The following is a 24,384-nucleotide window of genomic DNA, read 5'->3' as shown; positions in this document are numbered from 1 at the left end:
AGCGAACCGGCGCTTCGTTCCGGAGTTGCTCCACACCAATCCAGACCTATGTTAGTCCGGTATCGACACCGGATTTTTTCCACGAGGAGTACGACCGATGGCTTTTGAATTGCCCGCCTTGCCCTATGACTACGAGGCATTGCAGCCTTACATGTCGAAGGAGACGCTGGAGTATCACCACGACAAGCACCACAAGGCCTATGTCGACAACGGCAACAAGCTGGCTGCCGAAGCCGGGCTCGGCGATTTGTCGGTCGAAGAGGTTGTGAAACAATCCTTCGGCAAGAACCCCGGGCTCTTCAACAATGCCGGCCAGCACTACAATCACATCCACTTCTGGCAGTGGATGAAGAAGGGCGGCGGCGGCAACAAATTGCCGGGCGCGCTGCAAAAGGCGTTTGACAGCGATCTTGGCGGTTACGACAAGTTCAAGGCCGATTTCATCGCCGCCGGCACCACCCAGTTCGGTTCGGGCTGGGCCTGGGTTTCGGTCAAGGACGGCAAGCTGGCGATCTCGAAGACCCCGAACGGCGAGAACCCGCTGGCCCATGGCGCGACCCCGATCCTGGGCGTCGATGTCTGGGAGCACTCCTACTATATCGACTATCGCAACGCCCGGCCGAAATATCTCGAAGCCTTCGTCGACAGTCTCATCAACTGGGACCATGTCCTCGAGCTCTACGAAAAGGCGTAGCCCTGACTGAGTTGCAAAAGAGCCCCGGCAAAACCGGGGCTTTTCTCTATGTGCCAAATGATCGGCCGCCCTTTTCCAACGATCGTCGCGAAAAATTCACACAGGCGTGAGGCGAATTTCCGGAATTTCCAAGCCAGTTTTGCCGTTATATCGATCAGTCGGACCTTCACCCGAAGCATCTTCACCATGGAGCCAGTTGAATGAGAAAGCTTATCGTCGCCATCTCGATGCTCGCCTTCGCCGGTTCGGCGGCGTTTGCCGATCCGATCCAGGAGCGGCAGGCCATTATGAAGGAACGTGGAAAGATCGCCGGCCAATTGTCGAAAGTCGTCAAGGGCGAGACCGCTTACGACGCAGCGGCCGTGCTGGCGGCGTTGAAGGCGCTGGAGGCAAACGCCGAGAAGTTCCATGCAAACGTCGACACTCTTTTCCCGGCTGGCAGCGACACCGGCGACACCACCGCTGCTCCAAAAATCTGGCAGGATATGGCCGGCTTCAAGGCGGTGGAAGACAAATATCTCGCCGACGTCAAGGCTGCGGCGGCCGCCGCTCCTGCCGACGTCGATGCCTTGAAGGCGGGGTTCAACACCATAGGCGGCGATTGCGGCACCTGCCACAAGACATACAGGATTAAGAAGGGCTGATAGCGGGCGATGCGCCTGCTGAAAAAACTCGTCGGCGCCGCCCTCGTTCTGGGCGTCGCCGGCGCGGTTGCCGGCTGGTTCCTGTCGGCGCCGGTCAGGCTCGACAGCGAGGCTCTGGCGCAGCTCGGCCCCGGCGATGCCGCCAGGGGCAAGCGCATTTTTTATGCCGGCGGCTGCACGTCCTGTCATGCGAAGCCAGGCTCGCAAGGCGACGCCCGTCTTCAACTGGCCGGCGGTCTCGAACTCAAGACGCCGTTCGGCATCTTCGTGCCACCGAACATCTCGCAGGATGCCACGGACGGTATCGGCGGCTGGTCGGTCGAAGACCTCGCCAACGCCATGCTGAAGGGCGTGTCGCCGAGCGGCGAGCACTTCTATCCGGCGTTTCCCTATGCGTCCTACGCACGCATGAAGCCGGCCGACATTGCCGATCTCCATGCCTTCCTGAAAACTCTTCCGGCGGTGGCGGGCAAGGCGCCGCCCAATTCGCTGGGGTTCCCATTCAACATCCGTCGCGGCATCGGGCTGTGGAAACGTCTCTATTTGAGTGACCAGCCGGTGGTTTCCTTCCCCGATGGCGCGCCGGATCCGGTGATGGCCGGCCGTTACCTGGTCGAAGGGCCCGGCCATTGCGGCGAATGCCACACGCCGCGCGATTTTGCTGGCGGCACCAGGAAGAGCGAGTGGCTGGCCGGAGCCACCGCTGCCGAAGGCAGCGGCATCGTGCCGAACATCACTTCGGGCGAAGGCGGGCTCGGTGACTGGTCGGAGGCCGACATAGCCTACTTTCTGGAGACCGGCTTCACCCCGGATTTCGATTCCGTCAGTGGCGCCATGGTCGACGTGCAGAGAAACATGGCCGAGTTGGCACCGAACGACCGTGCGGCGATCGCGGCCTATCTGAAGGCCATCCCGCCGCACCCCAACGGCTATCCCCCACGCAAGCCGGCGAATTAGCACCCGTCAGCCGGCTGGCTCTGGCCCATTCTCAGGCCGGCCAGCCTTCATCAGGTCGAGGATCTTTTCAAGCCGGGCGACGACATCGCTGGTTTCCAGAAGCTGCTGCTTCTGTTCGATACTGATCGACAGCAGCGGCGCGAGCGTATCGGCTAGGACACCGGGATCGCCGATGGAGGGCAGGCCGAGTCGCGCCTTGGCCCTTCGTGGAAGCGAGGAAAAATCGATGTTGGCATAGCTCTGATATGTATCGAGAACCGCGCTCGAACGTGTTACCGCCTCCGCCGATTGGCGACGCTGCTCTTCGACTGGCGCGACCTCCGCCGCCAGAAAGTCGGCGTTGACCAGGTGAAGGATCGCGGCTCGCTGGAGGCCGGAGACCGAGACCTTGAGTACCCCATCCACCTGCGTCTGGCAGTTTATCACGCTAGCCGTGACACCCACCGGATAGAGAGAATCGAGGTAGCCGGGATCGTCGTCGGTCGCCTGCCTCTGTGCGACCACAAGAACGCGGCGGTCGCCTGCCATCGCGTGCTCCACCGCGCGCCGCGTTTTGTCGCGGCCCACGAAGACCGGAACAGTCATTTGCGGAAAGAGCACGAAATCCCGCATTGGAAAAATCGGCAGATCCGCGCCGGAGGACGGGGGCGGGCTGGCCTCGGGCGCCGGGTTTCTGGGCCCAGCACCGACTGGTTGGCTCGCCTGAATCCTTGCAGCCAATACGTTCCAGTCGCGCAAGCCGAGGACCCTAGCAATGAGCTCGAGGCTTTCGCTGTGGGACAGGGAAACGGATTTGGCGCTCAGCGCTTCGGACAGCGTTTGCGCATGGCTTTTGCATCGCGGAAATCGCGCATGGAATCATCCTTTGCTTCGAAGAACGGAAGACGTCAGAGCTTGCGTTACTGACCCGTTCGTTCGGGCAAAGGGAGCCTGAAGTGGCTCGATACATTCACCTTACCCCGGAGGGCGCAAGCAGCAGGTTGTATCCACCTGTTTGGAAGGTGCGCTGAAGGTCCGGTGTTGTCAATCCTGCCCGCGATGCATTCCACGTTCCCGATTTACGGGTGGCGATCGCCGAGGAAATCGAAGCCGGTCTCGAAGAAATGATTGTAGTTGCAGGTCATTTCCTCGCCGGGCGCGATGTCGCGCAGTGCATAAGTCTCCTCGGGCGAGGCGACGTCGCAATTCGGGTCGTCGGCATGGTTCATGTAGCGGGCGTCGTCAGCTTCGAAGACGACAAAGTTTGGATCGCGCCGGTCGGGATAGGAATAGCGATCGAGATAGGCTCTGACCGGCCCGGTTTCGCGTTCATAGACCTCGACTGGGATGCGCCGGTCGTAATTGGGATGGAGCTTCCAGACCAGTGTGCCGCGGGGAATGTGGTTCTTGGCAAAGACACCGATGCCCTGGATGGGCGATTTGTCGAGATAGACGTCGACGAGCAACATGGCGGACCCTTGGCGTGACTGGATGATTTTTGGGTGGCGCGGCTGCGAAAAGCCGCTCATTGGGTAGCGCGCAGCTATGGCAATCGCGAGCGGAAAATCGACCTGACCTGATCCGGAATCGATTTTCCGCTGGTGGGGATGGTGCGCAAGATCAAGCTCCTACAGCGCCGTCTGTGCGTCCAACAGGGTCGGCGGCGCTGTGGTGGCAAGGTCGGCCTTGCCCGCCACCTTCAGCGCAAAGGCATAGGTGAAGGCGATTTCCTCGAGCCGGGAAAACCGGCCGGATGCACCGGCATGACCGGCGTCCATGTTGATCTTGAACAGCACCGGATTGTCGCCGATCTTGCGGTCGCGCAGCCGCGCCACCCACTTGGCCGGCTCCCAATAGGTGACACGCGGGTCGGTGAGGCCGGCAAGCGCCAGGATCGGCGGATAGTCGAGCGCGGCGACATTGTCATAGGGCGAGTAGGCGGCGATCGTTCGGTAGTCCTCCTCCGAGGCGATCGGATTGCCCCATTCGGGCCATTCCGGTGGCGTCAGCGGCAGGGTCGCGTCGAGCATGGTGGTGAGCACGTCGACGAACGGAACCTCGGCGACAATACCGCCGAAGCATTCCGGCGCCATATTCGCGACGGCGCCCATCAGCAGGCCGCCGGCCGAGCCGCCCTGACCGACGATGCGGTCATGTTGCGTATAGCGTTCGGCGACGAGATGGTGGGCGGCTGCGATGAAATCGGTGAACGTGTTCATTTTGTGCGCCCGCTTGCCGTCGTCGTACCAGCCATAGCCCTTGTCCTTGCCGCCGCGGACATGGGCAATCGCGTAGACGAAGCCGCGATCGACCAGCGATAACAAATTGGTGTTAAAGGCGGCCGGGACCGTGATGCCGTAGGAGCCGTAGCCGTAAAGCAGGCAAGGCGCTGATCCGTCGAGCGGCGTGTCGCGATGGTGAATGAGCGAGACCGGCACCAGTTCGCCGTCGGCTGCGGGCGCCATCAGCCGCCGCGTCACGTAATGGTCCGGGTCGTGACCGGACGGAACTTCCTGGGTCTTCAGCAGCACGCGCTCACGGGTTCGCATGTTGTAGTCGAAGACCTGCGCCGGCGTTGTCATGGATGAGTAGGAAAAACGCATGATCTCGGTATCGTATTCATAGGATCCCGACAGGCCGAGCGAGAAGGCTTCCTCGTCGAAGGAGATCAGGTGTTCCTCGCCGCTGTTGCGGTCATGCACGACGATGCGCGGCAGGCCTTCCTTGCGCTCAAGCCTGACCATGTGGTCCTTGAAGCCGATCACCGAAAGGATCAGCCGGCCCGCTTCGTGCGGCACCAACTCCTGCCAGTTGGCGCGCACCGGGTCGCTCGCCGGCGCAGTCATGATCTTGAAATCCTTGGCGCCGTCGGCGTTGGTGAGAATGAAGAAGATATCGCCACCTTCTTCGAGGTCGTATTGCAGGCCGGTCTCGCGCGGGGCAACCAGCTTCGGTTCGGCGAACGGCTCGCTGGCGCTCATGATGCGATATTCCGAGGTCTCGTGGTCGTTGATGCCAACCATGATCCACTCGTTGGAGCGTGTGCCGCCGACATTCATGAAGAAACCTGGATCGGTTTCTTCGTAGATCAGTCGGTCGTTCTCAGGACTGTCGCCAAGGGCATGGAACAGCACCTTGGAAGGACGGTGGTTGGCATCGAGGCGGGTGTAGAAAAATCCGTCATTTCCGGCATCCCACACGCCGCCGCCACCGGTATCCGGAATCCTGTCGGCCAGATCGTTGCCGTCGGCGAGGTCGCGGACGCGAAGCGTGTAGAATTCGGAACCCTTGTCGTCGAAGGCCCACAGAAGCTTGCGGTGGTCGGTCGAATGGTCGACACCGCCGAGGCGGAAATAGGCCTTTCCTTCGGCCTCGAGATCGCCGTCGAGCAGGATCTCTTGGTCGTCGCCCTCGCGCGGCGTGCGGAAATAACGCGGCTGCTCGCCGCCAAGCTTGAAAGATGACCCATAGGCGTACGGCCCATCCTTCATCGGCACGGACGAATCGTCCTCCTTGATGCGGCCCTTCATCTCCTTGAAAAGCTGCTTCCGCACCTGGACGGTCTCGGCCATGAGGGCTGCCTGATAGACGTTCTCGGCTTCGAGATGGGCGCGGATCTGGGCGTCGAGCAGCGACGGATCCCTGAACATCTCTTGCCAGTTGTCGGCTCTCAGCCAGGCATAGTCGTCCGTCCGCGTCACTCCATGGTGCACATCGAAGACCGGTCGCTTCTCTGGTTGCGGCGGGCTGACAGTCGGAAATGCTGGGGTTCGGGTCATTGCGTCTCGCTGTGGAAGTTACTTGTATGGAGAATGAACACGCCGATCAGCGCAGGTTCAAGAGCCGGAGTATATGTTTGCGCCGGGCTCCAGAAGATGAGCCGGAGGAGAGGGAAAAATGAAGTTCCGTTTTCACGCTGCTGCGGCTTTCGCCGTCGCTTCGACAGTCTTGGCCTTTATCGGCCAATCTCATGCAACCGTGTTCGCAGCTTGGCAAGTGACCAACCTTCCGTTTGGCGACACGCTCAACGTGCGCAAGTATCCGGCGGGATCGTCCCAGAGGCAGGCCGCTTATCCCAACGGTGCTGTTTTGCAGATGACCGGGAGATGCACCGGCGGCATAAACCTGCTCGACATCGGCAAACAGCCGGTTTGGAAGCAGGAACAGAAGATCCGCTATCGCTGGTGCGAAGTCTGGCACGATCCGGCCCAGAACGGCAATTTCGTCACCGGCTGGGTCTACGGAAAATACATCACCCCACATTGATGGATCGGTGCCGGTCCGCGGTGCTGATTTCCGGCTTGCTTGCAACAGCAAATCGCAACCTATGGTTTTGTAGATTCTAAAAACAACCAGATAGCCTACGCTACAACCAAGCATAGCCAAGCATTGAGATTTTTTTACTGCTCTCATGGATGTAACGGCAGCTTGACTGGGCGTCCGCCGCTGCTGGTCTGCCCAGAAAATATCGCAAAGTTACAGAGTGCACGAAAGGTTGAAGCTGATCGTCGAATATTTTATTGCCATCGATGAATACAGCGCAAGAAGCGAATTGACTTACTTGGTTTAGTGGCTCATTAGGATGCTGCGACGCGAATCGCAGAGGCTTTTTCCTGCAAAAATTTCGCGCGATGCCCGACCTATCAAAAATAGGGCGCAGGTAGAAACAACTCACGTTGGGGCCAGGAAGCCATGGATATTATCGAAACACCTTCCAGAAATAGTGATGCGCTGATCGAATTGACGGCCGATGTCGTGGCCGCCTATGTCAGCAACAATCCGGTGCCGGTCGGCGAACTGCCTAGCCTCATCGCCGATGTCCATGCCGCCCTCGGGCGCGTGGGCGGGGCTAGTGAACAGCCTCCTGCCGACAAGCAGAAGCCGGCAGTAAACCCGAAGCGCTCCGTCCATGACGACTACATCGTCTGTCTTGAAGACGGCAAGAAGTTCAAGTCGCTGAAGCGTCACTTGATGACCCACTACGGTCTGACGCCCGACGAGTATCGTGAAAAATGGGGCCTGGACGCAAGCTACCCGATGGTTGCTCCCAACTATGCTGCCGCCCGCTCACAGCTCGCCAAGAAGATGGGTCTCGGCCGCAAGCGCAAAGGGCGCTGATACCGGCTCCCTTCCCAACCTGGGTTAGATGATCAACGGCGCCTCCGGGCGCCGTTTTGATCTTGGGGCGATGCTGGAGCAATCGATATGCGTCGCAACATGTGCGGCTCCGATCATGTCGGGCCATCGCGCGCTGTTCGTCTGATCAGGCGGTCTGCTTCAAGGCCGCCTCTGCGTCGCGCTTGATGCGCTTGACCATTGAACGAAGACCATTGGCGCGTTGCGGCGACAGGTGCTCGTCGAGGCCAAGTGCCTTCAGCGTGGCTTCCGCATCGGTTTTCTGGATCTCGCTGGCGGGTCGTCTGGAAAACAACGCCAGCATGATAGCGACGAGACCGCGCACGATATGCGCGTCCGAATCACCGGCGAAGGTGACGACTGGGTCGGACCCCGGTCCATACTCGGTGGTCAGCCAGACCTGGCTGACGCAGCCGGGCACCTTGTTGGCAGGGTTGCGTTCCTCATCGGGAAATGGCGGCAGGGCCTCGCCCAGTTCGATCACATAGCGATAGCGGTCTTCCCACTCGTCAAGCAGGGAGAAGTCGTCGCGGATCGTTTGGATCGTCGTAGTCATCACTCCGGATATAGTGATCCGGTGACCTCGCGTCACGGAAAAAGAGGAAAACACCATAGGCGCCGAGAGCGCGGACGGCCTGCGGTGGGTGACAGATGCGCTGAAAAATATCTCAGTTTTTCGCCGGCAAATCGACTTTCGCCGGCAAGACGATGTCTTCGGGCACGCTGCCGGTCGTTGTCGCCGTGTCGGGTTCGGCGGTCTTGTCGTCCAACATGGCGGCCGCGATCTTGGCTGTCTCCCTGGCCCGGGCGGTGATCGTGTGCATTGCGGACTTGCCGGTCTCGCAGACGTCAGGCTTGCGCTCGCATATGCCGGCAATGTCGCCGACCGCCTCGCGTGCCGCAAACAACGCCTGGATCGGCCCGACGCTTTGGTGGCCTGTCTCGTCGGAGCCGACATTCAGCGGCAGCGCCAGAAGCACCAGCGAAAACCAGAAAGCCATTCTGATCAGAAAGCCCATCTGTATGCCCTCATTCGTGACCGGATCATGCGTTCATGCGACATGACCTCTTTATGGATACGATAGTGGCATGGACGCGCAAAGGACGGCTTGCCCGGTCAGCAAAAATTTTCCTCAAATTTTAGGCAAATTCGAAACGAAGCATTTGCAATGGATTTGTCTCAAATCCAGCCGATTTTCTTCACTTAAGGTTAACCATCTATCCAACTGTTTTCATTATATATTTTCCAGAAGCGCGGCTTACCGGGGGCGACTGTCAAAGGCGGGAGGGCGGTTCGCCCGGATAACGCTCCATTTACTATGGCCGCAATTGCCAAGGTTTGCCCCGTGCGGGCCTCCCAATATCTGCCTCAGGCCGGGCATTGATCGGTCCTGCCTTATCCATTCCTTAAACGCTGGATGCGAGTTTCAGATCAACAAAAGCAACTGCGAAGCAGGGCTGTTCACGACCAGGTGCGAGTGCGTTGAGTTGAGTTCGATAAGGGCCAGATACGTTGAGTTGCCCGGCGCGATGGCAGCCGGTTGCGAACGTATGGTTCATCCGTCGATCCTCGGACAGAACGACCGCCGGTGCCAGAGGCGGTTTATCGGTGTCATGCTGGCCGCTCCGTTCTTTGCCGCAGGCGCAGCAGTCACGCTGGTCACCTCGGGCATGGGCGTGGCCGTGACTATGGCTGCGATCTTTGCGACGTTCGGCCTCTGCTGGTTTGCTGCCTTGCTGGTGGCAGCATCGGGCAAGATGGCGTTCGCCGGCCAGGTCGCCCTGGTGATGGGCAGTCTTGCTCTTGCCGGTGTCATCGCCGCGGCGGGCGGGATGGCCTCGCCGGTCGCCATGCTTGTCGTGGCGCTGCCGTTCGAAGCCTGGTGGATCGGCGCGTCTCGTCGCGCTGCACTCTGGGGTGCCGTATCCGCATGTATCGCTGTCCTGCTGCAGGCTTTTGCCGGTTCTGTCTTTTCGTTCGGGCCGGCGGAAATCGCCGCCTGGCATTGGCTGCTGCCGTTGGCCTGGGCGCTTACCCTCGTTCCCCGCCTCGCAGCGCTTGGCAGCCCGGCCGGCGCGCAGCTCGATCCGGCGACCGACGACCGGCTCGAGAACATCATCGACGCAGTTGTCCTGCGGGCCGGCAGGCATGGCGAGGTTCTGGATGCGTCGGCAAAGGCGCGCACGATCCTGAAGCTGCAGCCGGAGCTGCTGTTCGGTACCGGCCTGTTCGACCGCATCCATCTTTCCGATCGCGTCGCATACCTCAGCGCGCTGGCCGACATGCGCGATGGCGCGCCGGCGCGCCGGCTGGATCTTCGCGTCCGGCTGCCGCAAAACGGCAATGGCCCGACGGCGGACAATTACCGGCCGTTTTCGCTTGAATTGGCGCGCGGGGAAGAGCAGCAGGACGTCCTCACGTTCGTCCTGCGCGAAAACGACGAACTCGCCGGCTTGCGCGAAGAGCTTGCCGCTGCGAAAGAGGCGGCCGCGTCTGCCGAAGTGGCAAAGGGACGGTTTCTGGCGGTCGTCAGCCACGAGCTGCGCACGCCGTTGAACGCCATCATCGGTTTTTCCGACATGCTGCTGCATGAGATGTTTGGCACCTTCAAGGATCCGCGGCAGAAGGAATATGTCGGCCTGGTCAAGGAGTCCGGCCAGCATTTGCTTGCCGTCGTCACCTCGATACTCGACGTATCGAGGATCGAAGCCGGCGCCTACGCAACCGAGCCGGAACCATTCCGTTTCGTGGAAGCGGTCGAAATGTGCCAGTCGATGATGCGCTTGCAGGCCGACGCAAAGAACATCGATCTTCAGGCCCAGATCGCACCGGATGCAGGCGAGATAAACGCCGACCGTCGTGCCGTGCAGCAGATACTTATCAACCTCGTCTCCAACGCCATCAAGTTCACGCCCGATGGCGGCGATGTCGTCGTCGGCGCCAAGCGGATCGGCTCGCGACTGCATTTCTGGGTCAGGGACACCGGCATCGGCATCGCCGAGGAAGACTTTGCCAATCTCGGCAAGCCGTTCATGCAGATCCAGAACGACTATACGCGCCGCTTCGAGGGCACCGGGCTCGGCCTGTCACTGGTGAAGGGTCTGGTGGCGCTGCACGAGGGCACGATGTCGATCGAAAGCATGCCGGGGGAGGGCACCACGGTCACGATCAGCTTGCCGGTGAACGGACCGAACGGACATTCGAACGACAAGCCCGGCGTACTGCCGATGCCTGCAGCCAAGGCGGAGACGAAAGGGGACAGGCATGGGTCGCTCCGCAAAACAGCCTAAGGCGGTCAAGCGCCGCGGCAATGCCTTCCAACGCAGCGCGGTCGCCCTCGGCAGCCAGATTTCACGCAATCCGGTTCTGGTTGGCGGTTCGACCGCCTTCCTGGTGACGCTGTTCTACGTCTCGGCGAACGCTTTGTGGTATCAGCCTTTTCCTCATGCCGGCGCGTTTTTTGCGACCAGGAGCATGGAGGGCTTTCCTCGAGCCGGCGCCGACGAGCCTGAAACCACCATCAACATCGTGCGGCCGGAGCCGGCCCCGATCAAGAGCGATCCGGTCGTCGAGCAGGTCCAGGGCATATTGAAGGATCTCGATTTCTATTCCGGCACCGTCGACGGTATTTCCGGCCCCAACACGCGCAAGGCCATCCAAGCCTATCAGCAGAAGGTCGGGCTCAACGCTTCCGGCGAGATCGACAGCATTCTGCTCGATCAACTGGGCGCCATGCCAACCGCCTCGACGGTCGTGCCGCATCCGGCACCCCGTCCGGACGACATGGCCGCGATTCCCGTCTCGGCTTCGCCGTCAGATGCGCCGGCGCAGGCACCCGACGCCCGCATCATCAAGATCCAGGCCGGGTTGAAGGCATTCGGCAATGACGACATGCAGCTCGATGGCGTGGTCGGGGCCCGCACCAAGGCAGCGATCAAGGAGTTTCAGTCGCTGTTCGGGCTGCCTGAGACCGGCGAGCCCGACGAGGTCGTCTATGTCAAGATGCGCGAGATCGGCCTGACCAACTGATGGGCGCAGGCGCGCAGTTTTGGTTTCACCCAAACGCAAAGCGCTCTAAGTACCGCCCGATGTCGTCCGGAATGCTGCCATGCGCGTAACCACCGATCTGTGGGTGTCGGCCCTGCTGCGCCGGGTTTTCGGCGCCGGTGGCTTTGCCGCCGTGGTCAAGCGCGGCGCAACCGAGGCCGGCGCCGTCTTCGTGCTGGCGCGTGGCCGCATGGGCGAGATTGCCTTGTTTGGCCCGGCGCCGCAGACGAGCTACGATTCAGCCAAACCCGACGACCGTTTCTTCAGTCTGCTCGGCGCCGGCGACGATGCCGCCGTCTTTGACGCGCGACTGGAGAGGGAGAAGAAATTCGACCCCGACATCTGGGTGGTCGAGATCGAGGCCGGCTCTGTTCCCGTCGAGGAGCTTATTTCCGTCAAGTCGCAGTAGCGATATGCAGACAAAGGCTTAGAGCGTTCGCTTGAATCTCTTTTTCAGTCGCGACGCGCCTAAAGCATGTCGCGCAAAAGCATGCCCTCGGGCCTGACCCGAGGGTGTGCAGCGGTTTTGCGATAACGACATGCTTAAAAACAACAGCCTAAAGCGTCGCATGAGGCGGGTCAAACGCGACGCGCTTTAGGGCTGGTGGCAGCATTGTCGCTGTCCGCTTTGCGGACGTCGGCGTTTGCCGCGATCGGTCCGGCATTGCGAATGGCCTTCGACAGTGTCTCGGCTTTCCAGCCGCGTAGCCTGTCCAGCGCTGCGTCGCGATGCAGCAGCCGATAGCGGTCGAGGAAGATGCGAATGGCCTGCGGATGCGAGAACTCTGTGGGATAGACGGCGGCGGTGATCAGGAACGCCCTCTCTTCGCCGAGATCGAGCGCGCGCAGGGCGGCCAGCAGCGACGTGTAGTTCCGGTTCGCGGTGAGCGACCGCGCCGTTGAAAAATTGATCTCGAGCGCGTCGGCCAGTGCTGTCTGGAAGAATGCGGCATTGCCGGTCAGCGCCGTCTCGCGCAGTTTGACATAGGTGTTAGCGCCGGCGAACGGATTGATCGTCGCGCCGCCGCTTTCGGCATCACGCATCATCGACCGCAGCCGGCGCCGTGCAGTCTCGGCGGCGGCGCCGGGCACCTGCTGGCTGCTATCGGCGACGACTTCGGCGCTTTCGGGCACCGTCTTGGCGTTCGCCTCAGGCTGCCGCACGCTCACCAGCGTCGGCTTTTCAAGCGCCCTGATCAGGTGGGCGATGGTCGGGTTCAGATCCTTGCGGCGCGCAATGGCGCGCGCATGCGGCAGGCCATGGCGGCCGATCAGCGCGATGAGGTCGATATCGCTGAGCGCGCGCGAGCGGATGAGCAGCGGCGCGGCAACGTCGACCGGCTCCTCGCAAAGCCGCCGGACCAGCGCAGCGGGCGCATATTCGCATTCGGAAAGGGCGGCGGCGACGTAGCGGCGCGATTCGACCGACACATCGGCGAAAAGCGGAAGCGTCAGATCCTCAAGTTGCGCGATCTCCCGGCGCGAAGGGCGGGTCAGCGAACAGAACGCCGACACCGTGGCGCGGAACAGCCTTTCGGCCTTTCCCGGTTCAGCCCGTATAGCGATTTGCCTGAAATCCGCAGATGACACGAAGGATACGCCTGACACTCGACACAATCTGGACCATGCTCGACCGGGACTGTGTCGGTTTCGCATTTGCCACGGGTCAGGACTTCCTGACCTCAGAACAAAGATCAAATTAGCGGCGATCCGTTAGCGTTCCGTTAACCTACTGGCTCCTTAATCAGGTTGGAGGCGTTGCGTTGTGCTCCGGGGCAACCGAGAGGAATGCACGAACCATGGGCATGGTACTGTCTTTCGTGCCGCGACCGGCGGCAACCAATCGAGCAGACCGAAACACCGGAGCGCCGGCGGCGGTGATCATTTTCCCCGGCGTCCGCTACGAGCAACCGCCACTGACGGGCGAGACGCGGCCAGGCGCCGGTCCGGACAAGCCGGGTTCGTCAAGGACGATGCCGGGGACGTCGGGGACGTTGCCTGTTCCGCATCATTGAAGCGCGTCGCGGCTGAATGGATTGGCCGCGCCCCGTTGGGCGCGCAAAGGACGCTCTATCCCGTTGAATGAGAGCCGCGGCCCTGTTCGGCTCGCAAGGCATGGGCCGGAACCGGCGGCATATCTCGGTTGACGTCAGTAGTCCTGCAGCTCGCAGGAACTCTGCTCGAGAAACCGCGACACGGTCGGCTTCCAGCTGTCGTCGGGCACGAAGGAGCGGATGACGAACATGCCTTCGTCGATCGGCGCTTCAACGAAGATTGCCCCTTGCAATTCCTCCGGGAGATCCTTGCGGATCTCGATCATCTGCGCCGGCGTCAGTACGATACTGTCCAGCACCCTTCCGGTCGCGCTGTGGTCGTTGAAGGAGTAGATGTTATGGCCGCTGCGGTCATAGACCGATACGGACCAGAACGGGACGTTTCCCGGTGCCTTCACCCGAACCATCCCATCGGACAGATCGAAGCGGCAAGCCGCAGCATAAAACAGCGGATCGACCGATTTCACCACAGGCGTACCGCCGGCCTCAGCGTCCAGCCTGGTCATCCGATAAAGGTTGGAGGCCATGGCCAGCCGCGACCAGGCATTGCGTTCGGAAAATTCCGGGGCGAGCAGCAGCACGATGATGTGTACGATGCCGGCGCCAAGCAGGCCGAGCAGGATCGCGTGCAGCAGCCTACGCATTGCAGCCGACCTTTACGATCTGCGGCAGCGTGACATCCGAAAGGCCCGTGCTGCTGGCGATCGGCGTGTCGTAGAATGTCAGCACGAGATACATCCGGCCGAAGCCGTCGGAAAGCAGCCAGTTGCCGGGCGCGGGGCGGTTGCTGACGGAAATAAGCACGGAATTGTCGGGCTGGCGCAGCACCTGGTAGGACTGAAGTGCCGCAAGCCTTGGCTTGCCGGTCTCGACCACGCCGAGCGACCGATCGGCGGCATAGAGGGTCCAGAACCGGGCTGTGGGAAATCCGCCTTCAATTTCATAGCCGCATTGGCGTTTCAATAGTTCGCCATCGGAATCGCGTTCGGCGATAAACGACAGGCCTTCTGCCTGCCCGAGTGCAAGGACACCCTCGCGCGCCACGCGGGCTTTCGAATAAGGATCCGCCGTCTGCGTGCCGATATCGGGAAACGCCGTCCATTGGCCGATCCTGATCGCGCCAATGCCATCCTGCGTCTTGAGAGCGTACCAGACGCTGCCGCCGCCGCCGCCGATGGCTATGGCAAGCGCGAGGAGCGTCAGGAATGCGTTCTTGAGCATGAAGAGCCGCGGGCAAGAGGAGTGCCGCTCGGGGATATCGCGGGGCAGGGGGCCATGGCAAGCGGACCTCTGTGGAATTGCGGCGCGAGGGATGGCCTGGCCCGTCGTGCCGGCATCAAAGCGCCGACAGGGTCTCCGGTGTCGCAGGCGCCTGGAGGACGGGCGCCGACTGGAACAGCCTGGTGATGTCCCTGAGCGCCCGCGTCGTCTGGCTGGACAGCACCGGCGGGCGCTCGGCAGCGGTGTCGGCCGCTGCCTGCTCGGCATTCTTCTTTTCCGCTTCCTCGGCCTTGGCGGCGATCTCTTCGTCGACGAAGGGATGATCGAGGCCGGGGATCGGCTTGAGGTCGATATTCTGGTGCGCATAGACCATCAGCCGCTGCCAAACCATCGCCGGCAGCGAGCCGCCGGTCATGTTGTTGGTCGGGGTGAAGTCGTCATTGCCGAGCCACACGGCAGCGGTGTAGTTGCCGGTGAAGCCGACATACCAGGCGTCGCGGTAAGACTGCGTTGTGCCGGTCTTGCCGGCCGAAACGATATTGGGAAGCGCAGCGCGCCGCGCCGTGCCCATCACCGGCACCGCCGCCAGCATGGTGTTCATGGATTTCAGCGCCTGCTCCGAGAGCACACGGCGCGGCGGCGGCGCATCCTTGGCGAAATCGTAAACCACCTCGCCGGTACGGGTGACGAGCTGGGTGACGCCATGCCGGGAGCCGACAAAGCCGTTCTGGGCGAACACGCTAAAGCCTGTCGCCTGGTCCATCACGGTCATGCCCGATGTGCCGAGCACCATCGTCTTGTGCGATTCGAGCGGCGATTCGACGCCCATGGCTTCCGCCATCGCCTTGATCGGCTTGATGCCGAGATGATTCTTGGCCAGCCGCACCGGCACGGTGTTGACCGATTTGGCCATCGCCGTGATCAGCGTGACCTTGCCGGCCCGTCCGTCATTGTAATTGTGCGGCGACCAGGCACCCCAGGAGATCGGCGCGCCGGAAACGACGGAGTCCGGCGTGAAGCCGTGCTCCATCGCCGTTGCGTATACGTAGGGTTTAAACGATGAGCCGCTCTGGCGCAGCGCCTTGGTGGCGCGGTTGAACTGGCTGGCACCGTAGTCGCGGCCGCCGACGATCGCCCTGACTGCGCCATTGGTTTCGATGACGACCATGGCGCCTTCGGTGACGTTGTATTCCTTGCCGAACTGGCGGAGATGGAACTCCATCGATTCTTCCGCCGCCTTCTGGATGTTGGCGTCGAAAGTGGTGTGGGCGACCAGCGAATGCTGGCCGGACTTCGCGGCGATCTTCTTGACCTCTTCGAATGCCCAGTCGAGGTAGTAATCCGGGCTCTTCTGCTCGCCGCGGTCGACGATTTCAGCCGGATGCAGCCGCGCCTGCAGCACCTGACCCTCGCTCATGAAGCCGCCCTCGACGAGATTCGACAGCACCACATTGGCCCGCGCCCTGGCAGCAGGCAGGTTGATGTGCGGCGCGTATTTGGTCGGTGCCTTGAACAGGCCGGCCAGCATCGCCGCTTCGGCGAGGTTCACATCCTTGACGCTTTTGCCGAAATAGAAATCGGCGGCCGCTTCGATGCCGAACGTGCCGCCGCCCATGTAGACGCGGTCGAGATAGAGCTGCAGAATCTCCTTCTTTGACAGATTGGCCTCGAGCCACAGCGCCAGGAAGGCTTCCTTGACCTTCCGCTCCAACGTCCGTTCATTGGTCAGGAACAGGTTCTTGGCCAACTGCTGGGTGATGCTCGAGCCGCCCTGCACCACGGAATTCGCCCGCACATTCGCGAAGATCGCGCGCGAAAGGCCGAGCGCGTCGATGCCGTAGTGATCGAAGAAACGCCGATCCTCGGTGGCCAGCACCGCCTTGATGACTTGGTCGGGCATCTCGTCGACCGGCACCGAATCGCGCTGGATGATGCCGCGCTGGCCGATCTCATTGCCGTAGCGGTCGAGGAAGGTGATGGCGAAATCGCCCTGGGCGCGCCAGTCGCCGGCGGTTTCCTGGAAGGCCGGCAAGGCGAGCGCCAGCATGACGACGATGCCGCCGGCGCCGAGCGTGAAGCCCTCACTCAACAGTTCGATGATGCCGCGGCGCCAGCCGGAGACGCGGAAGCGCCGGAAAAAAATGGTGGCCGCTTCCCAGAACCGGCGCGCCTTGAAGCCGGTCTCGTAGAGCGAGGAATCGAACCACGCATCCGCCGCCAGCAGTCTTGCGGCAATCGGACCCCTTCTCCTGCGTGTTTTCAAAGGACTGGCCATTCCAAGTTCCGGCTGCGGCTACGCCTCCCACTGAGAAGCGGCACTCCTACCAGACTATTTGTCCATTTTGGCCTCGCTCACAAGGGTGGGGGAGCTTTCGCGGTACAGTTTGTTGATACCAGGGTCGGGCCTGCCACCTCCGCCACCTCGCGCCCGCTTACTGCGCCGCGATAAAGCGCATGAAATGCGCCACGTCGGCATCGCTTGGCTCCTGGCCGGTGAAACTGCGCAGATAGGCGGCGAGATGACTGACCCTCGCCTCGACCGGTTCCTTGAGGTCGAGCACATAATAGCCGATCTGCATGTAGTAGAGCACACGGGCGCGGATGAAGGCATCCTCTTCGCCGTAGCCATGCCGGCGATACATGTCGCGGATCGCACCCAGTCGGTCATTGTCGGCCTGGTCGATGGCCCGGCGCACGTCCTCGGAGCGACGCGCCCATTCCCGGATGGCGAAGTCGAGCCTGGGATCGAACAGGCGCTCGTCCGCCCAGCATTCGAACACGTTCATGACCCCCATGATGATGCTTTCGGCCGGCCGCTGCGCGCGTTCGACGATCGACTTGGTGTTGGTGTCCCGCCAATGGGCAAGCAACTGGTCGAGCAGGTCCTGACGGCTCTCGAAATACCAGTAGAAGCTTGAGCGCGATACGCCGAGCTTCTGGCCGAGCGGCAGCACGCGCACGCTTGCGATGCCGTCTGAAATCAGTGTCTGGAGCGCAAGATTGATCCAGCCCCGGCGCGTCACCTTGATGTTGCCGGGCGCCGGCTCGTGCTGCGGAGCAATCATGGTCATGGCCGCACAATAGGCATGAGGGCGAACTGCATACAACCGTACTAGACACATATGTACAGCGCAAGTATCCTGCCTGCCTCAACTGGGCCGAGCGGCCGACGTGCGTCATCGCGGCTCCTGCCTACGATCCGCAAGACAGGGCAATACGGCAATGAGGAGCATCCGCCATGGTCGATGACGCAGCACGCAACCTCAGGCGCGAACGCAGGCGCGGGCGAACCGGCGAGGCCGGCAGCGAGACCAGCCGCCGGCCGGACTATCGTTCGCTGAAGAACCCGTTCCTGCCGCAGCCGATCTTTTCGGCCGACCAGGTCGCCGCGATCCACGACACGGCGCTGCGCGTGCTCGAGCAACTCGGCGCCAAGGTGCTGCTGCCGGAGGCGCGCGCCATTCTTGCTCGTGCTGGTCGACGAGGACAGCCAGATGGTGCGCATCGGCCGCGACATCGTCTCGGCGGCGCTGGGCTCGGCGCCGAAATCGATCCGCGTCCATGCCGGTGCCCGTGCCCGCGACCTGACGCTCGAACTCGGCTCAATGACGTTCCTGGCAGGATCCGGGGCGCCGAACGTCACCGATCTGGAGCACGGCCGGCGGCCGGGAACGCTTGCCGCTTTCGAGGATCTCATCCGCCTGGTGCAGCATTTCGACGTGCTGCACATGCTGGGACCTTGCATCGAGCCGCAGGACATCGACAACCGCTTCCGGCATTATGCCGTCAACCGCGCGCAGCTGACGATGTCGGACAAGCTGCCGTTCGTCTTCGCGCGCGGCACGCCGCAGGTCGAAGACGGCTTCGAGATGCTGCGGCTGGCGCGCGGCCTGTCCGAGGACGAATTCCGTTCGGGCGCTCATTGCTACACCGTCATCAACACCAACTCGCCGCGTCAACTCGACATTCCGATGGCGCAAGGCATCATCGACTTTGCCAAGGCGGGGCAGGTGCTGATCATCACACCCTTCTGCCTGGCCGGCGCCATGGCGCCGATCACCGTGGCCGGCGCGCTGACGCTGCAGCACGCCGAAGCGCTGGCCGGGCTGACGCTGGCCCAGATCGTGCGGCCGGGCGCGCCGGTCGTCTATGGCTCCTTCTCCTCCAATGTCGACATGAAGTCCGGGGCGCCGGCCTTCGGCACGCCGGAGCACGTCAAGGCGACGCTCGGCGCCGGTCAGCTTGCACGCTTCACCGGCCTTCCCTGGCGGTCCGGCGGCGGCAGTGCCGCCAACGTTTCGGACGCGCAGGCAGCCCACGAAACGCAGTTCGCGCTGTGGGGCTCGGTGCTCGCCGGCGCCACTGTCTGCATTCATGCCGCGGGCTGGCTCGAAGGCGGCTTGAGCGTCTCGTTCGAGAAGCTGATCACCGACATCGAGGCGCTGCAGACCATCGCGGAACTCTGCGCCGCGACTCCCGGCGACGAGGCCGCGATCGGCTTCGAGGCCATCGCTGAAGTGCAGCCGGGCGGGCATTTCTTCTCGGCCGGGCACACAATGGCGCGCTACCGCACCGCTTTCTACGAACCGCTGGTCGCCGACTGGTCGAATTTCGGCAACTGGACTGAGGCCGGGTCAAGAACCGCCACGGAGCGCGCCACCGGTATCTGGAAACGGCTGCTGGCCGATTTTCGGCCGCCGGCTTGCGCCGCTGCCACATCAGGTGTTCTCGACGAATTCATTGCGCGGCGCACGGAAGAGGGTGGCGCAGCACCGGTCTCGTGATGTAGTTCAGCGAGCGCGTTACATGGGGCGCTTGTCGCCTGCCTTCTGCGGGTCGCGGCGGATCGTGCCGGCATCGGCTTTCCTGTGCCTGTCGGCGGCGAGTCTGCGAATGCGATCGAAGCGGCTTTCCTCGGCCACTTTGGTCTTTACTACAGCATTTGGCTTCGGGACGAATGCAATCATGGATCGATCTCCTTGCCGACGGCTGCGCGCCGGAGGATGCCCCGGCGGCTGTCTTTCGGGCTCTCGTCAAGAGCACGTTCTCTCCGAGAGGTCGAAGATGTTAGGTGGCGAGAGCGACCGCGCAGCTTTGCGCACCCAGCCTGTCGGGCGAGGTTTTTCCGGGCATGGTCGCCCAGCCGCCCGTCTCGATGAACTGCCGCTTCTTGTAGCTGTCAGTTATGGCCTTGAACTCGACAAGTTTGGCGGCCGCGTCGGGCGCCGTATTGAAGCGATCGACGCAGACCGCCGAGGCCAGTTCGCCGCGCGCCGTATCGCCGGCGGTGGCCGCCAGCGCGCGCGAGGTGCCGCCGGTCACCCAGCCGCCCCAGTTGAAACCGATGATCAGCGTGGCGACGAAGGTTGCAGCGCATGCCACAAAAGCGTGGATTTGGCCGGCTGGTAATCTTCCCATCGACGCGCGAGAGATGGCTTGCTGCTTTGTGTGGCCACGGACAGTTCCTTCCTGGTTGATGTTGGGATCGGTCGCCCGGCCTTGCTGGGGCCAGGCCTTGCAGGGCCTATTTACGGGAGGGGTGGTCAGTAGCCGCCCATGCCGGCCGAAGGCGCAGCGTCTTTTGCTGGAATGTCGGTGATCATGGCTTCCGCGGTGATCAGCAGCGCCGCGATCGACCCGGCATCCTGCAACGCGGTCCGCACCACCTTTGCGGGATCGACGATGCCAGCCTTGATCATGTCGACATAGGTCTCGTTCTGGGCGTCGAAGCCCTGATTGTGATCCTTGCTGTCCGTGAGCCTGCCGACAACGATCGAACCTTCGACGCCGGAGTTCTCGACGATCTGGCGGATCGGCGCTTCGAGCGCTCTCGACACGATCGAAATGCCCGCCGTCACATCGGCATTGGCTCCGGTCAGCCCGTTCAGCACGGCCTTGGCGCGCAGCAGCGCGACACCGCCGCCGGGAACGATGCCTTCTTCCACTGCCGCGCGCGTGGCGTTCAGCGCATCGTCGATGCGGTCCTTCTTTTCCTTGACCTCGGACTCGGTCGCGCCGCCGACGCGAATGACCGCGACGCCGCCGGCGAGCTTGGCCAGCCGCTCCTGCAGCTTCTCCTTGTCGTAGTCGGAAGTGGTTTCCTCGATCTGCCCCTTGATCTGCTGGACACGCGCCTGGATCGTGGCCTTCTCGCCGGCGCCGTCGATGATCGTCGTCGTGTCCTTTTCGATCAGCACGCGCTTGGCGCGGCCTAGCATGGCGATGGTGATGTTTTCGAGCTTGATGCCGAGGTCCTCCGAAATCACCTGGCCGGCGGTGAGCACCGCGATGTCTTCCAGCATCGACTTGCGGCGGTCACCGAAGCCCGGCGCCTTGACGGCCGCAACCTTGAGTCCGCCGCGCAATTTGTTGACGACCAGCGTCGCCAGCGCTTCGCCTTCGACGTCCTCGGAGATGATCAGCAGCGGCTTGCCGCTTTGCACCACGGCTTCGAGGATCGGCAGCATCGCCTGCAGATTGCCGAGCTTCTTTTCATGGATGAGGACGTAAGGGTCCTCCAGCTCGGCGCGCATCTTCTCGGCATTGGTGACGAAATAGGGCGAGAGATAGCCGCGGTCGAACTGCATGCCCTCGACGACGTCGAGTTCGGTGTCGGCGGTCTTGGCTTCCTCGACGGTGATGACGCCGTCATTGCCGACCTTGTCCATCGCCTTGGCGATCATGGCGCCGACGGTGGTGTCGCCATTGGCGGCAATGGTGCCGACCTGCGCGATTTCACCGGAAGATTTGACCTTCTTGGCGCGTGCCTGGATTTCCTTGACGACAGCGGTAACGGCAAGGTCGATGCCGCGCTTGAGGTCCATCGGGTTCATGCCGGCGGCAACGAATTTGGCGCCCTCGCGCAAGATGGAGGCGGCAAGCACCGTGGCGGTGGTGGTGCCGTCGCCGGCAAGGTCGTTGGTCTTCGACGCCACTTCGCGCACCATCTGCGCGCCCATGTTCTCGAACTTGTCGGAAAGCTCGATTTCCTTGGCTACCGCCACCCCGTCCTTGGTGATGCGCGGTGCGCCATAGGCCTTGTCAATGACGACGTTGCGGCCCTTGGGGCCGAGCGTCACCTTGACGGCGTTGTTGAGGATTTCGACACCACGCAGCATGCGGTCACGCGCATCGGTGGAGAATTTGATTTCCTTGGCAGACATGATTTTTCCAGTTCGGTTGGTTGCGGCAGGGCGCTGTCAGCACCGCCTGAATCAAAAATTTGGAGCGTCCTTTGCGCGTCCAAGACGCGCGGCGCTCCAATCAGGCGGCCTTCTTGGCAGCCCCGGTCTTCTCGATGATGCCCATCTCGCTCTTGTCGATGATCCCATCTCGCTCTTGTCGATGATGCCCATGATGTCGGCCTCCTTCATGATCAGAAGGTCCTCTCCGTCAATCTTGACCTCGGTGCCGGACCATTTGCCGAACAGGATGAGGTCGCCGGCCTTGACATCGAGCGCGATCAGCGCGCCGCTTTCGTCACGCGCGCCCGGCCCGACGGCGATCACTTCGCCTTCCTGCGGCTTTTCCTTGGCATTGTCGGGGATGATGATGCCGCCCTTGGATGTGGTGTCGCTTTCGGCGCGCCGAATGACGACGCGATCGTGGAGTGGCCGGAATTTCATGGAGACTTCTTTCTGGGGCCGGCTTAGGCGGCCGCTCCCTTCTATAGGCGCGTTGGCACTCGATAGATAGGAGTGCCAAAAAATATTCGTTGGCCGCCGTAAAACATTGAATAGTATTATTTTGCCTTTTCGCTTCAGAAATTTGCTCGATCAAAAATAGGTCAGAATTTGATTTTTCCACATCGAGTGACTATTTTAAGGGAGAAAATCATTTTCATCATTGCAGCCAAAAGGAGGTTTTAATCGATGGCGGAAGTTAGCCAGAACATCATGGAAAAAGCCGAAGCGCGCTTCATGGAGAAGCAGAAGAAAACCGCGGAACGCAATCAGGCAACGGCCGAATATGTTTCAGAGGCCAAGGCCAGGACCATTAAGACGGCAAGATTGCGGGCGTTGCGGCTGGCCAAGGAAGAGGCCGACCGCGCCGCGGAGGCCCTCAATCCCGTCGCCCCCAAGAAAAAGCGGGCGTCGCGGGCGATCAAGAAAGCAGACGTTGCATCAACGGAGGTCAAGTCATGAGCCTGACATTTCCCAATCGAAGCCGCAGCTACGACGAGGCGGGCAAACGCATCCGCTTCGTCGGCCATGACGGCATGTTCCAGATTTCCTTCTCCGTCGCCACGGATGCCATCTCGAAGGCAGAGTCAGGGACACCAACTGCAGAAGCCACCTATCTCGCCGCCTTCGATACGGCTTCCAGCTCCATCCACGACGTCGCCAGGAATGCCTATGACCGGACCCGCAAGAGCATATATGTGCTGACGGCGGCCGATTTTCGTTAAATCCCGAACGTCATCGCGTTCAGGGCCAACGCGCCAGATCCGATCCAGGCGCACGAATGTGCCGAGTGAACCTAGCGGCAGGATCAGGGCTTGCTCTCCGCCTTTGCCCGTCGCTTGACATCTCGGCTGTTCAGCCGATCCGACCATCGCGTCTGCATCGCGCGTGTTCATGCCAACCAAGACCTGGTGCTTAAGCTCGACGGGCTGGCCGGTGAAGCCATCGAAGACGGTCCAGCTGTGCGGATGCTCCATGCGCAGTGCGTAGCGGTTTGCCATTCCGGCATCCGTTTCGTTTCCGCCCCCGATCGATGAATGCAATTGGTCAGGCCTGCGTGATGTAGAACACTGCCGCCACGACAAGGACCGTCCAAACGACGACGAACAGCTTCAAGGCTAGGCCTCCGTATGAAGACAGAACCTCCCGCATGCGGGACACAATGTTCTTAATGCTTTTCGACATGGTCGGCGCCGCCGCAACGACGACTGGCGTCTTGATCCCAAGCTTTCCGAAAACAGGCAGCAGCGATGGCTCGCGCACGAAAACAACCTCGAAGGTCTGGAGAAACAAACACTCCATAGCACCGTTTTTCAAACGCCTTGCATGTCAAATGAAAGGTGTGGGTAGCCACCTGAGATCCCCCTGATCTGGCGCAGCCACCTCAACGCGGCTACGCTGCAAGCACGAATCGTTGACGGCACAAAGGCCTGTTCAGCCGCGACGGGCGAGGGAGAATACAATGACCGCGCCGGCTGCCGCGTTGCAGAAGGCCTTGTTCCAGGCGCTGGACGCTGACGGTTCCCTGTCAGCGGCGCTGGGCGGCGCAAAACTATTCGACCATGTCCCGGAAAACATCCCGTTTCCCTATGTGACGTTCGGCCGGACCAGCGTCTATGATTGGGTAACAGGCAGGGAGAAAGACGCCGAGCAGCTTTTCACTCTGCATTTCTGGTCGAAATCCGAGGCCAGGAAAGAAATGCTCGACGTGATGGACATGGTCAGCGCCCGCCTCCAGGATGCGGCGCTCGCGCTCGACGAGCATCACCGCGTCAATCTCAGGCTCGAATTCACCGAGGTCCGTTACGACCAGGATCTTTCAGCCTGTCACGGGCTGCTGCGCTTTCTTGCCGTGACGGAAGAAAACGCCTGACGCGCTTTCAATAAGGCTGCAACACAGTCTAGACTGGCGCCTGGATTTGCCGGGTTGGGGCGGCCAAATCACCGGGGTTGGTTGTGTCGCATTTCA

Annotated in this window: 24 protein-coding genes and 3 pseudogenes; 12 read left to right on the top strand and 15 right to left on the bottom strand. The window is 61.8% G+C overall.

Going from position 1 to position 24,384, the window contains the following annotated elements; translation table 11 throughout:
* Positions 1 to 97: 97 nt before the first annotated feature.
* The 3 genes from M727_RS0111360 to M727_RS0111345 all read left to right on the top strand — a co-directional run bounded on the left by M727_RS0111360 (position 98) and on the right by M727_RS0111345 (position 2,295).
* Entirely contained in the window at positions 98 to 694 is a 597-nt protein-coding gene (locus M727_RS0111360) for a superoxide dismutase (protein ID WP_027152792.1), read from the top strand.
* 200 nt (positions 695 to 894) lie between these two features.
* Positions 895 to 1,338: a cytochrome c gene (locus M727_RS0111350; RefSeq protein ID WP_027152790.1), complete on the top strand. Its 444-nt coding sequence runs from the start codon at positions 895 to 897 to the stop codon at positions 1,336 to 1,338.
* A 9-nt stretch (positions 1,339 to 1,347) separates the two neighbouring features.
* Entirely contained in the window at positions 1,348 to 2,295 is a 948-nt protein-coding gene (locus M727_RS0111345; RefSeq protein WP_027152789.1) for a cytochrome c, read from the top strand.
* 6 nt (positions 2,296 to 2,301) lie between these two features.
* Here the strand turns inward: M727_RS0111345 and M727_RS36245 are convergent, their stop codons facing one another.
* From M727_RS36245 to M727_RS0111330, 3 genes are all read right to left on the bottom strand, one after another.
* Positions 2,302 to 3,033, bottom strand: coding sequence for an LON peptidase substrate-binding domain-containing protein (locus M727_RS36245; protein ID WP_245268525.1), 732 nt, complete (start codon positions 3,031 to 3,033; stop codon positions 2,302 to 2,304).
* 320 nt (positions 3,034 to 3,353) lie between these two features.
* Positions 3,354 to 3,743, bottom strand: a complete 390-nt coding sequence (locus M727_RS0111335) for an SET domain-containing protein-lysine N-methyltransferase (RefSeq protein WP_027152788.1) — start codon at positions 3,741 to 3,743, stop codon at positions 3,354 to 3,356.
* A gap of 159 nt (positions 3,744 to 3,902) precedes the next feature.
* On the bottom strand, positions 3,903 to 6,053 hold the full coding sequence (locus M727_RS0111330) for a S9 family peptidase (RefSeq protein WP_027152787.1): 2,151 nt from the start codon (positions 6,051 to 6,053) through the stop codon (positions 3,903 to 3,905).
* A 118-nt stretch (positions 6,054 to 6,171) separates the two neighbouring features.
* Between M727_RS0111330 and M727_RS0111325 the strand changes: the two genes are divergently transcribed.
* Together M727_RS0111325 and M727_RS0111315 are read left to right on the top strand one after the other, a co-directional pair.
* A complete protein-coding gene (locus M727_RS0111325) occupies positions 6,172 to 6,540 on the top strand; it encodes a hypothetical protein (RefSeq protein ID WP_023800838.1) in 369 nt (122 codons plus the stop codon).
* Between the two features lie 426 nt (positions 6,541 to 6,966).
* Positions 6,967 to 7,392 (top strand): MucR family transcriptional regulator, encoded by a 426-nt coding sequence (locus tag M727_RS0111315; RefSeq protein WP_023800837.1) that lies wholly within the window; start codon positions 6,967 to 6,969, stop codon positions 7,390 to 7,392.
* A 145-nt stretch (positions 7,393 to 7,537) separates the two neighbouring features.
* On the opposite strand, the gene M727_RS0111305 is transcribed toward M727_RS0111315, so the two are convergent.
* Complete coding sequence (locus tag M727_RS0111305; protein WP_027152786.1) at positions 7,538 to 7,966, bottom strand: SufE family protein; 429 nt, start codon at positions 7,964 to 7,966, stop codon at positions 7,538 to 7,540.
* A 112-nt stretch (positions 7,967 to 8,078) separates the two neighbouring features.
* Positions 8,079 to 8,429, bottom strand: a complete 351-nt coding sequence (locus M727_RS0111300) for a DUF5330 domain-containing protein (protein WP_023800834.1) — start codon at positions 8,427 to 8,429, stop codon at positions 8,079 to 8,081.
* 532 nt (positions 8,430 to 8,961) lie between these two features.
* Between M727_RS0111300 and M727_RS0111295 the strand changes: the two genes are divergently transcribed.
* The 3 genes from M727_RS0111295 (at position 8,962) to M727_RS0111285 (ending at position 11,867) form a co-directional block, all read left to right on the top strand.
* Positions 8,962 to 10,701, top strand: coding sequence for an ATP-binding protein (locus tag M727_RS0111295; RefSeq protein WP_027152785.1), 1,740 nt, complete (start codon positions 8,962 to 8,964; stop codon positions 10,699 to 10,701).
* The gene (locus M727_RS0111290) at positions 10,676 to 11,440 is read left to right on the top strand and encodes a peptidoglycan-binding protein (RefSeq protein ID WP_027152784.1); all 765 of its coding nucleotides are present in this window, start codon (positions 10,676 to 10,678) and stop codon (positions 11,438 to 11,440) included. The genes M727_RS0111295 and M727_RS0111290 overlap by 26 nt, the downstream gene beginning before the upstream one ends.
* Positions 11,441 to 11,519: 79 nt before the next feature.
* The gene (locus M727_RS0111285; RefSeq protein ID WP_027152783.1) at positions 11,520 to 11,867 is read left to right on the top strand and encodes a DUF1491 family protein; all 348 of its coding nucleotides are present in this window, start codon (positions 11,520 to 11,522) and stop codon (positions 11,865 to 11,867) included.
* Between the two features lie 170 nt (positions 11,868 to 12,037).
* On the opposite strand, the gene M727_RS0111280 is transcribed toward M727_RS0111285, so the two are convergent.
* The 5 genes from M727_RS0111280 to M727_RS0111260 form a co-directional block, all read right to left on the bottom strand.
* Complete coding sequence (locus M727_RS0111280; protein WP_027152782.1) at positions 12,038 to 13,048, bottom strand: DUF2336 domain-containing protein; 1,011 nt, start codon at positions 13,046 to 13,048, stop codon at positions 12,038 to 12,040.
* A gap of 559 nt (positions 13,049 to 13,607) precedes the next feature.
* Positions 13,608 to 14,156, bottom strand: a complete 549-nt coding sequence (locus M727_RS0111275) for a DUF1254 domain-containing protein (RefSeq protein ID WP_027152781.1) — start codon at positions 14,154 to 14,156, stop codon at positions 13,608 to 13,610.
* Positions 14,149 to 14,733, bottom strand: a complete 585-nt coding sequence (locus tag M727_RS0111270; protein ID WP_027152780.1) for a DUF1214 domain-containing protein — start codon at positions 14,731 to 14,733, stop codon at positions 14,149 to 14,151. The genes M727_RS0111275 and M727_RS0111270 overlap by 8 nt, the downstream gene beginning before the upstream one ends.
* Positions 14,734 to 14,848: 115 nt before the next feature.
* A complete protein-coding gene (locus M727_RS0111265) occupies positions 14,849 to 17,008 on the bottom strand; it encodes a PBP1A family penicillin-binding protein (RefSeq protein ID WP_027152779.1) in 2,160 nt (719 codons plus the stop codon).
* Positions 17,009 to 17,165: 157 nt separating this feature from the next.
* On the bottom strand, positions 17,166 to 17,804 hold the full coding sequence (locus tag M727_RS0111260; protein WP_027152778.1) for a TetR/AcrR family transcriptional regulator: 639 nt from the start codon (positions 17,802 to 17,804) through the stop codon (positions 17,166 to 17,168).
* Between the two features lie 167 nt (positions 17,805 to 17,971).
* Here M727_RS0111260 and M727_RS36240 point away from each other — a divergent pair.
* Positions 17,972 to 19,517, top strand: a pseudogene (locus M727_RS36240) (trimethylamine methyltransferase family protein).
* A gap of 18 nt (positions 19,518 to 19,535) precedes the next feature.
* On the opposite strand, the gene M727_RS42345 reads toward M727_RS36240, so the two are convergent.
* From M727_RS42345 to M727_RS36230, 4 genes and pseudogenes are all read right to left on the bottom strand, one after another.
* Positions 19,536 to 19,700, bottom strand: a complete 165-nt coding sequence (locus M727_RS42345) for a hypothetical protein (protein ID WP_198032633.1) — start codon at positions 19,698 to 19,700, stop codon at positions 19,536 to 19,538.
* Positions 19,701 to 19,800: 100 nt separating this feature from the next.
* A pseudogene (locus tag M727_RS36235) lies at positions 19,801 to 20,189 on the bottom strand (hypothetical protein).
* 87 nt (positions 20,190 to 20,276) lie between these two features.
* The gene (gene groL, locus M727_RS0111240) at positions 20,277 to 21,896 is read right to left on the bottom strand and encodes a chaperonin GroEL (protein ID WP_027152777.1); all 1,620 of its coding nucleotides are present in this window, start codon (positions 21,894 to 21,896) and stop codon (positions 20,277 to 20,279) included.
* A gap of 171 nt (positions 21,897 to 22,067) precedes the next feature.
* Positions 22,068 to 22,358: pseudogene (locus M727_RS36230) on the bottom strand (co-chaperone GroES); the annotation flags it as partial.
* 246 nt (positions 22,359 to 22,604) lie between these two features.
* Between M727_RS36230 and M727_RS0111230 the strand changes: the two are divergent.
* The gene (locus M727_RS0111230) at positions 22,605 to 22,877 is read left to right on the top strand and encodes a hypothetical protein (protein ID WP_027152776.1); all 273 of its coding nucleotides are present in this window, start codon (positions 22,605 to 22,607) and stop codon (positions 22,875 to 22,877) included.
* Positions 22,874 to 23,140 (top strand): DUF1488 domain-containing protein, encoded by a 267-nt coding sequence (locus M727_RS0111225; protein WP_027152775.1) that lies wholly within the window; start codon positions 22,874 to 22,876, stop codon positions 23,138 to 23,140. Before M727_RS0111230 ends, M727_RS0111225 begins: the two co-directional genes overlap by 4 nt.
* 322 nt (positions 23,141 to 23,462) lie before the next feature.
* On the opposite strand, the gene M727_RS0111220 is transcribed toward M727_RS0111225, so the two are convergent.
* Positions 23,463 to 23,732, bottom strand: coding sequence for a hypothetical protein (locus tag M727_RS0111220; protein ID WP_245268524.1), 270 nt, complete (start codon positions 23,730 to 23,732; stop codon positions 23,463 to 23,465).
* 145 nt (positions 23,733 to 23,877) lie between these two features.
* Here M727_RS0111220 and M727_RS0111215 point away from each other — a divergent pair, with 145 nt between their 5' ends.
* Entirely contained in the window at positions 23,878 to 24,288 is a 411-nt protein-coding gene (locus M727_RS0111215; RefSeq protein WP_027152773.1) for a DUF3168 domain-containing protein, read from the top strand.
* The last annotated feature ends 96 nt before the right edge of the window (positions 24,289 to 24,384 follow it).

This window comes from Mesorhizobium sp. WSM2561 (genome assembly GCF_000513915.1).
Classification (GTDB): Bacteria; Pseudomonadota; Alphaproteobacteria; order Rhizobiales; family Rhizobiaceae; genus Mesorhizobium; species Mesorhizobium muleiense.
This window is presented reverse-complemented; position numbering and strand designations above follow the sequence as displayed.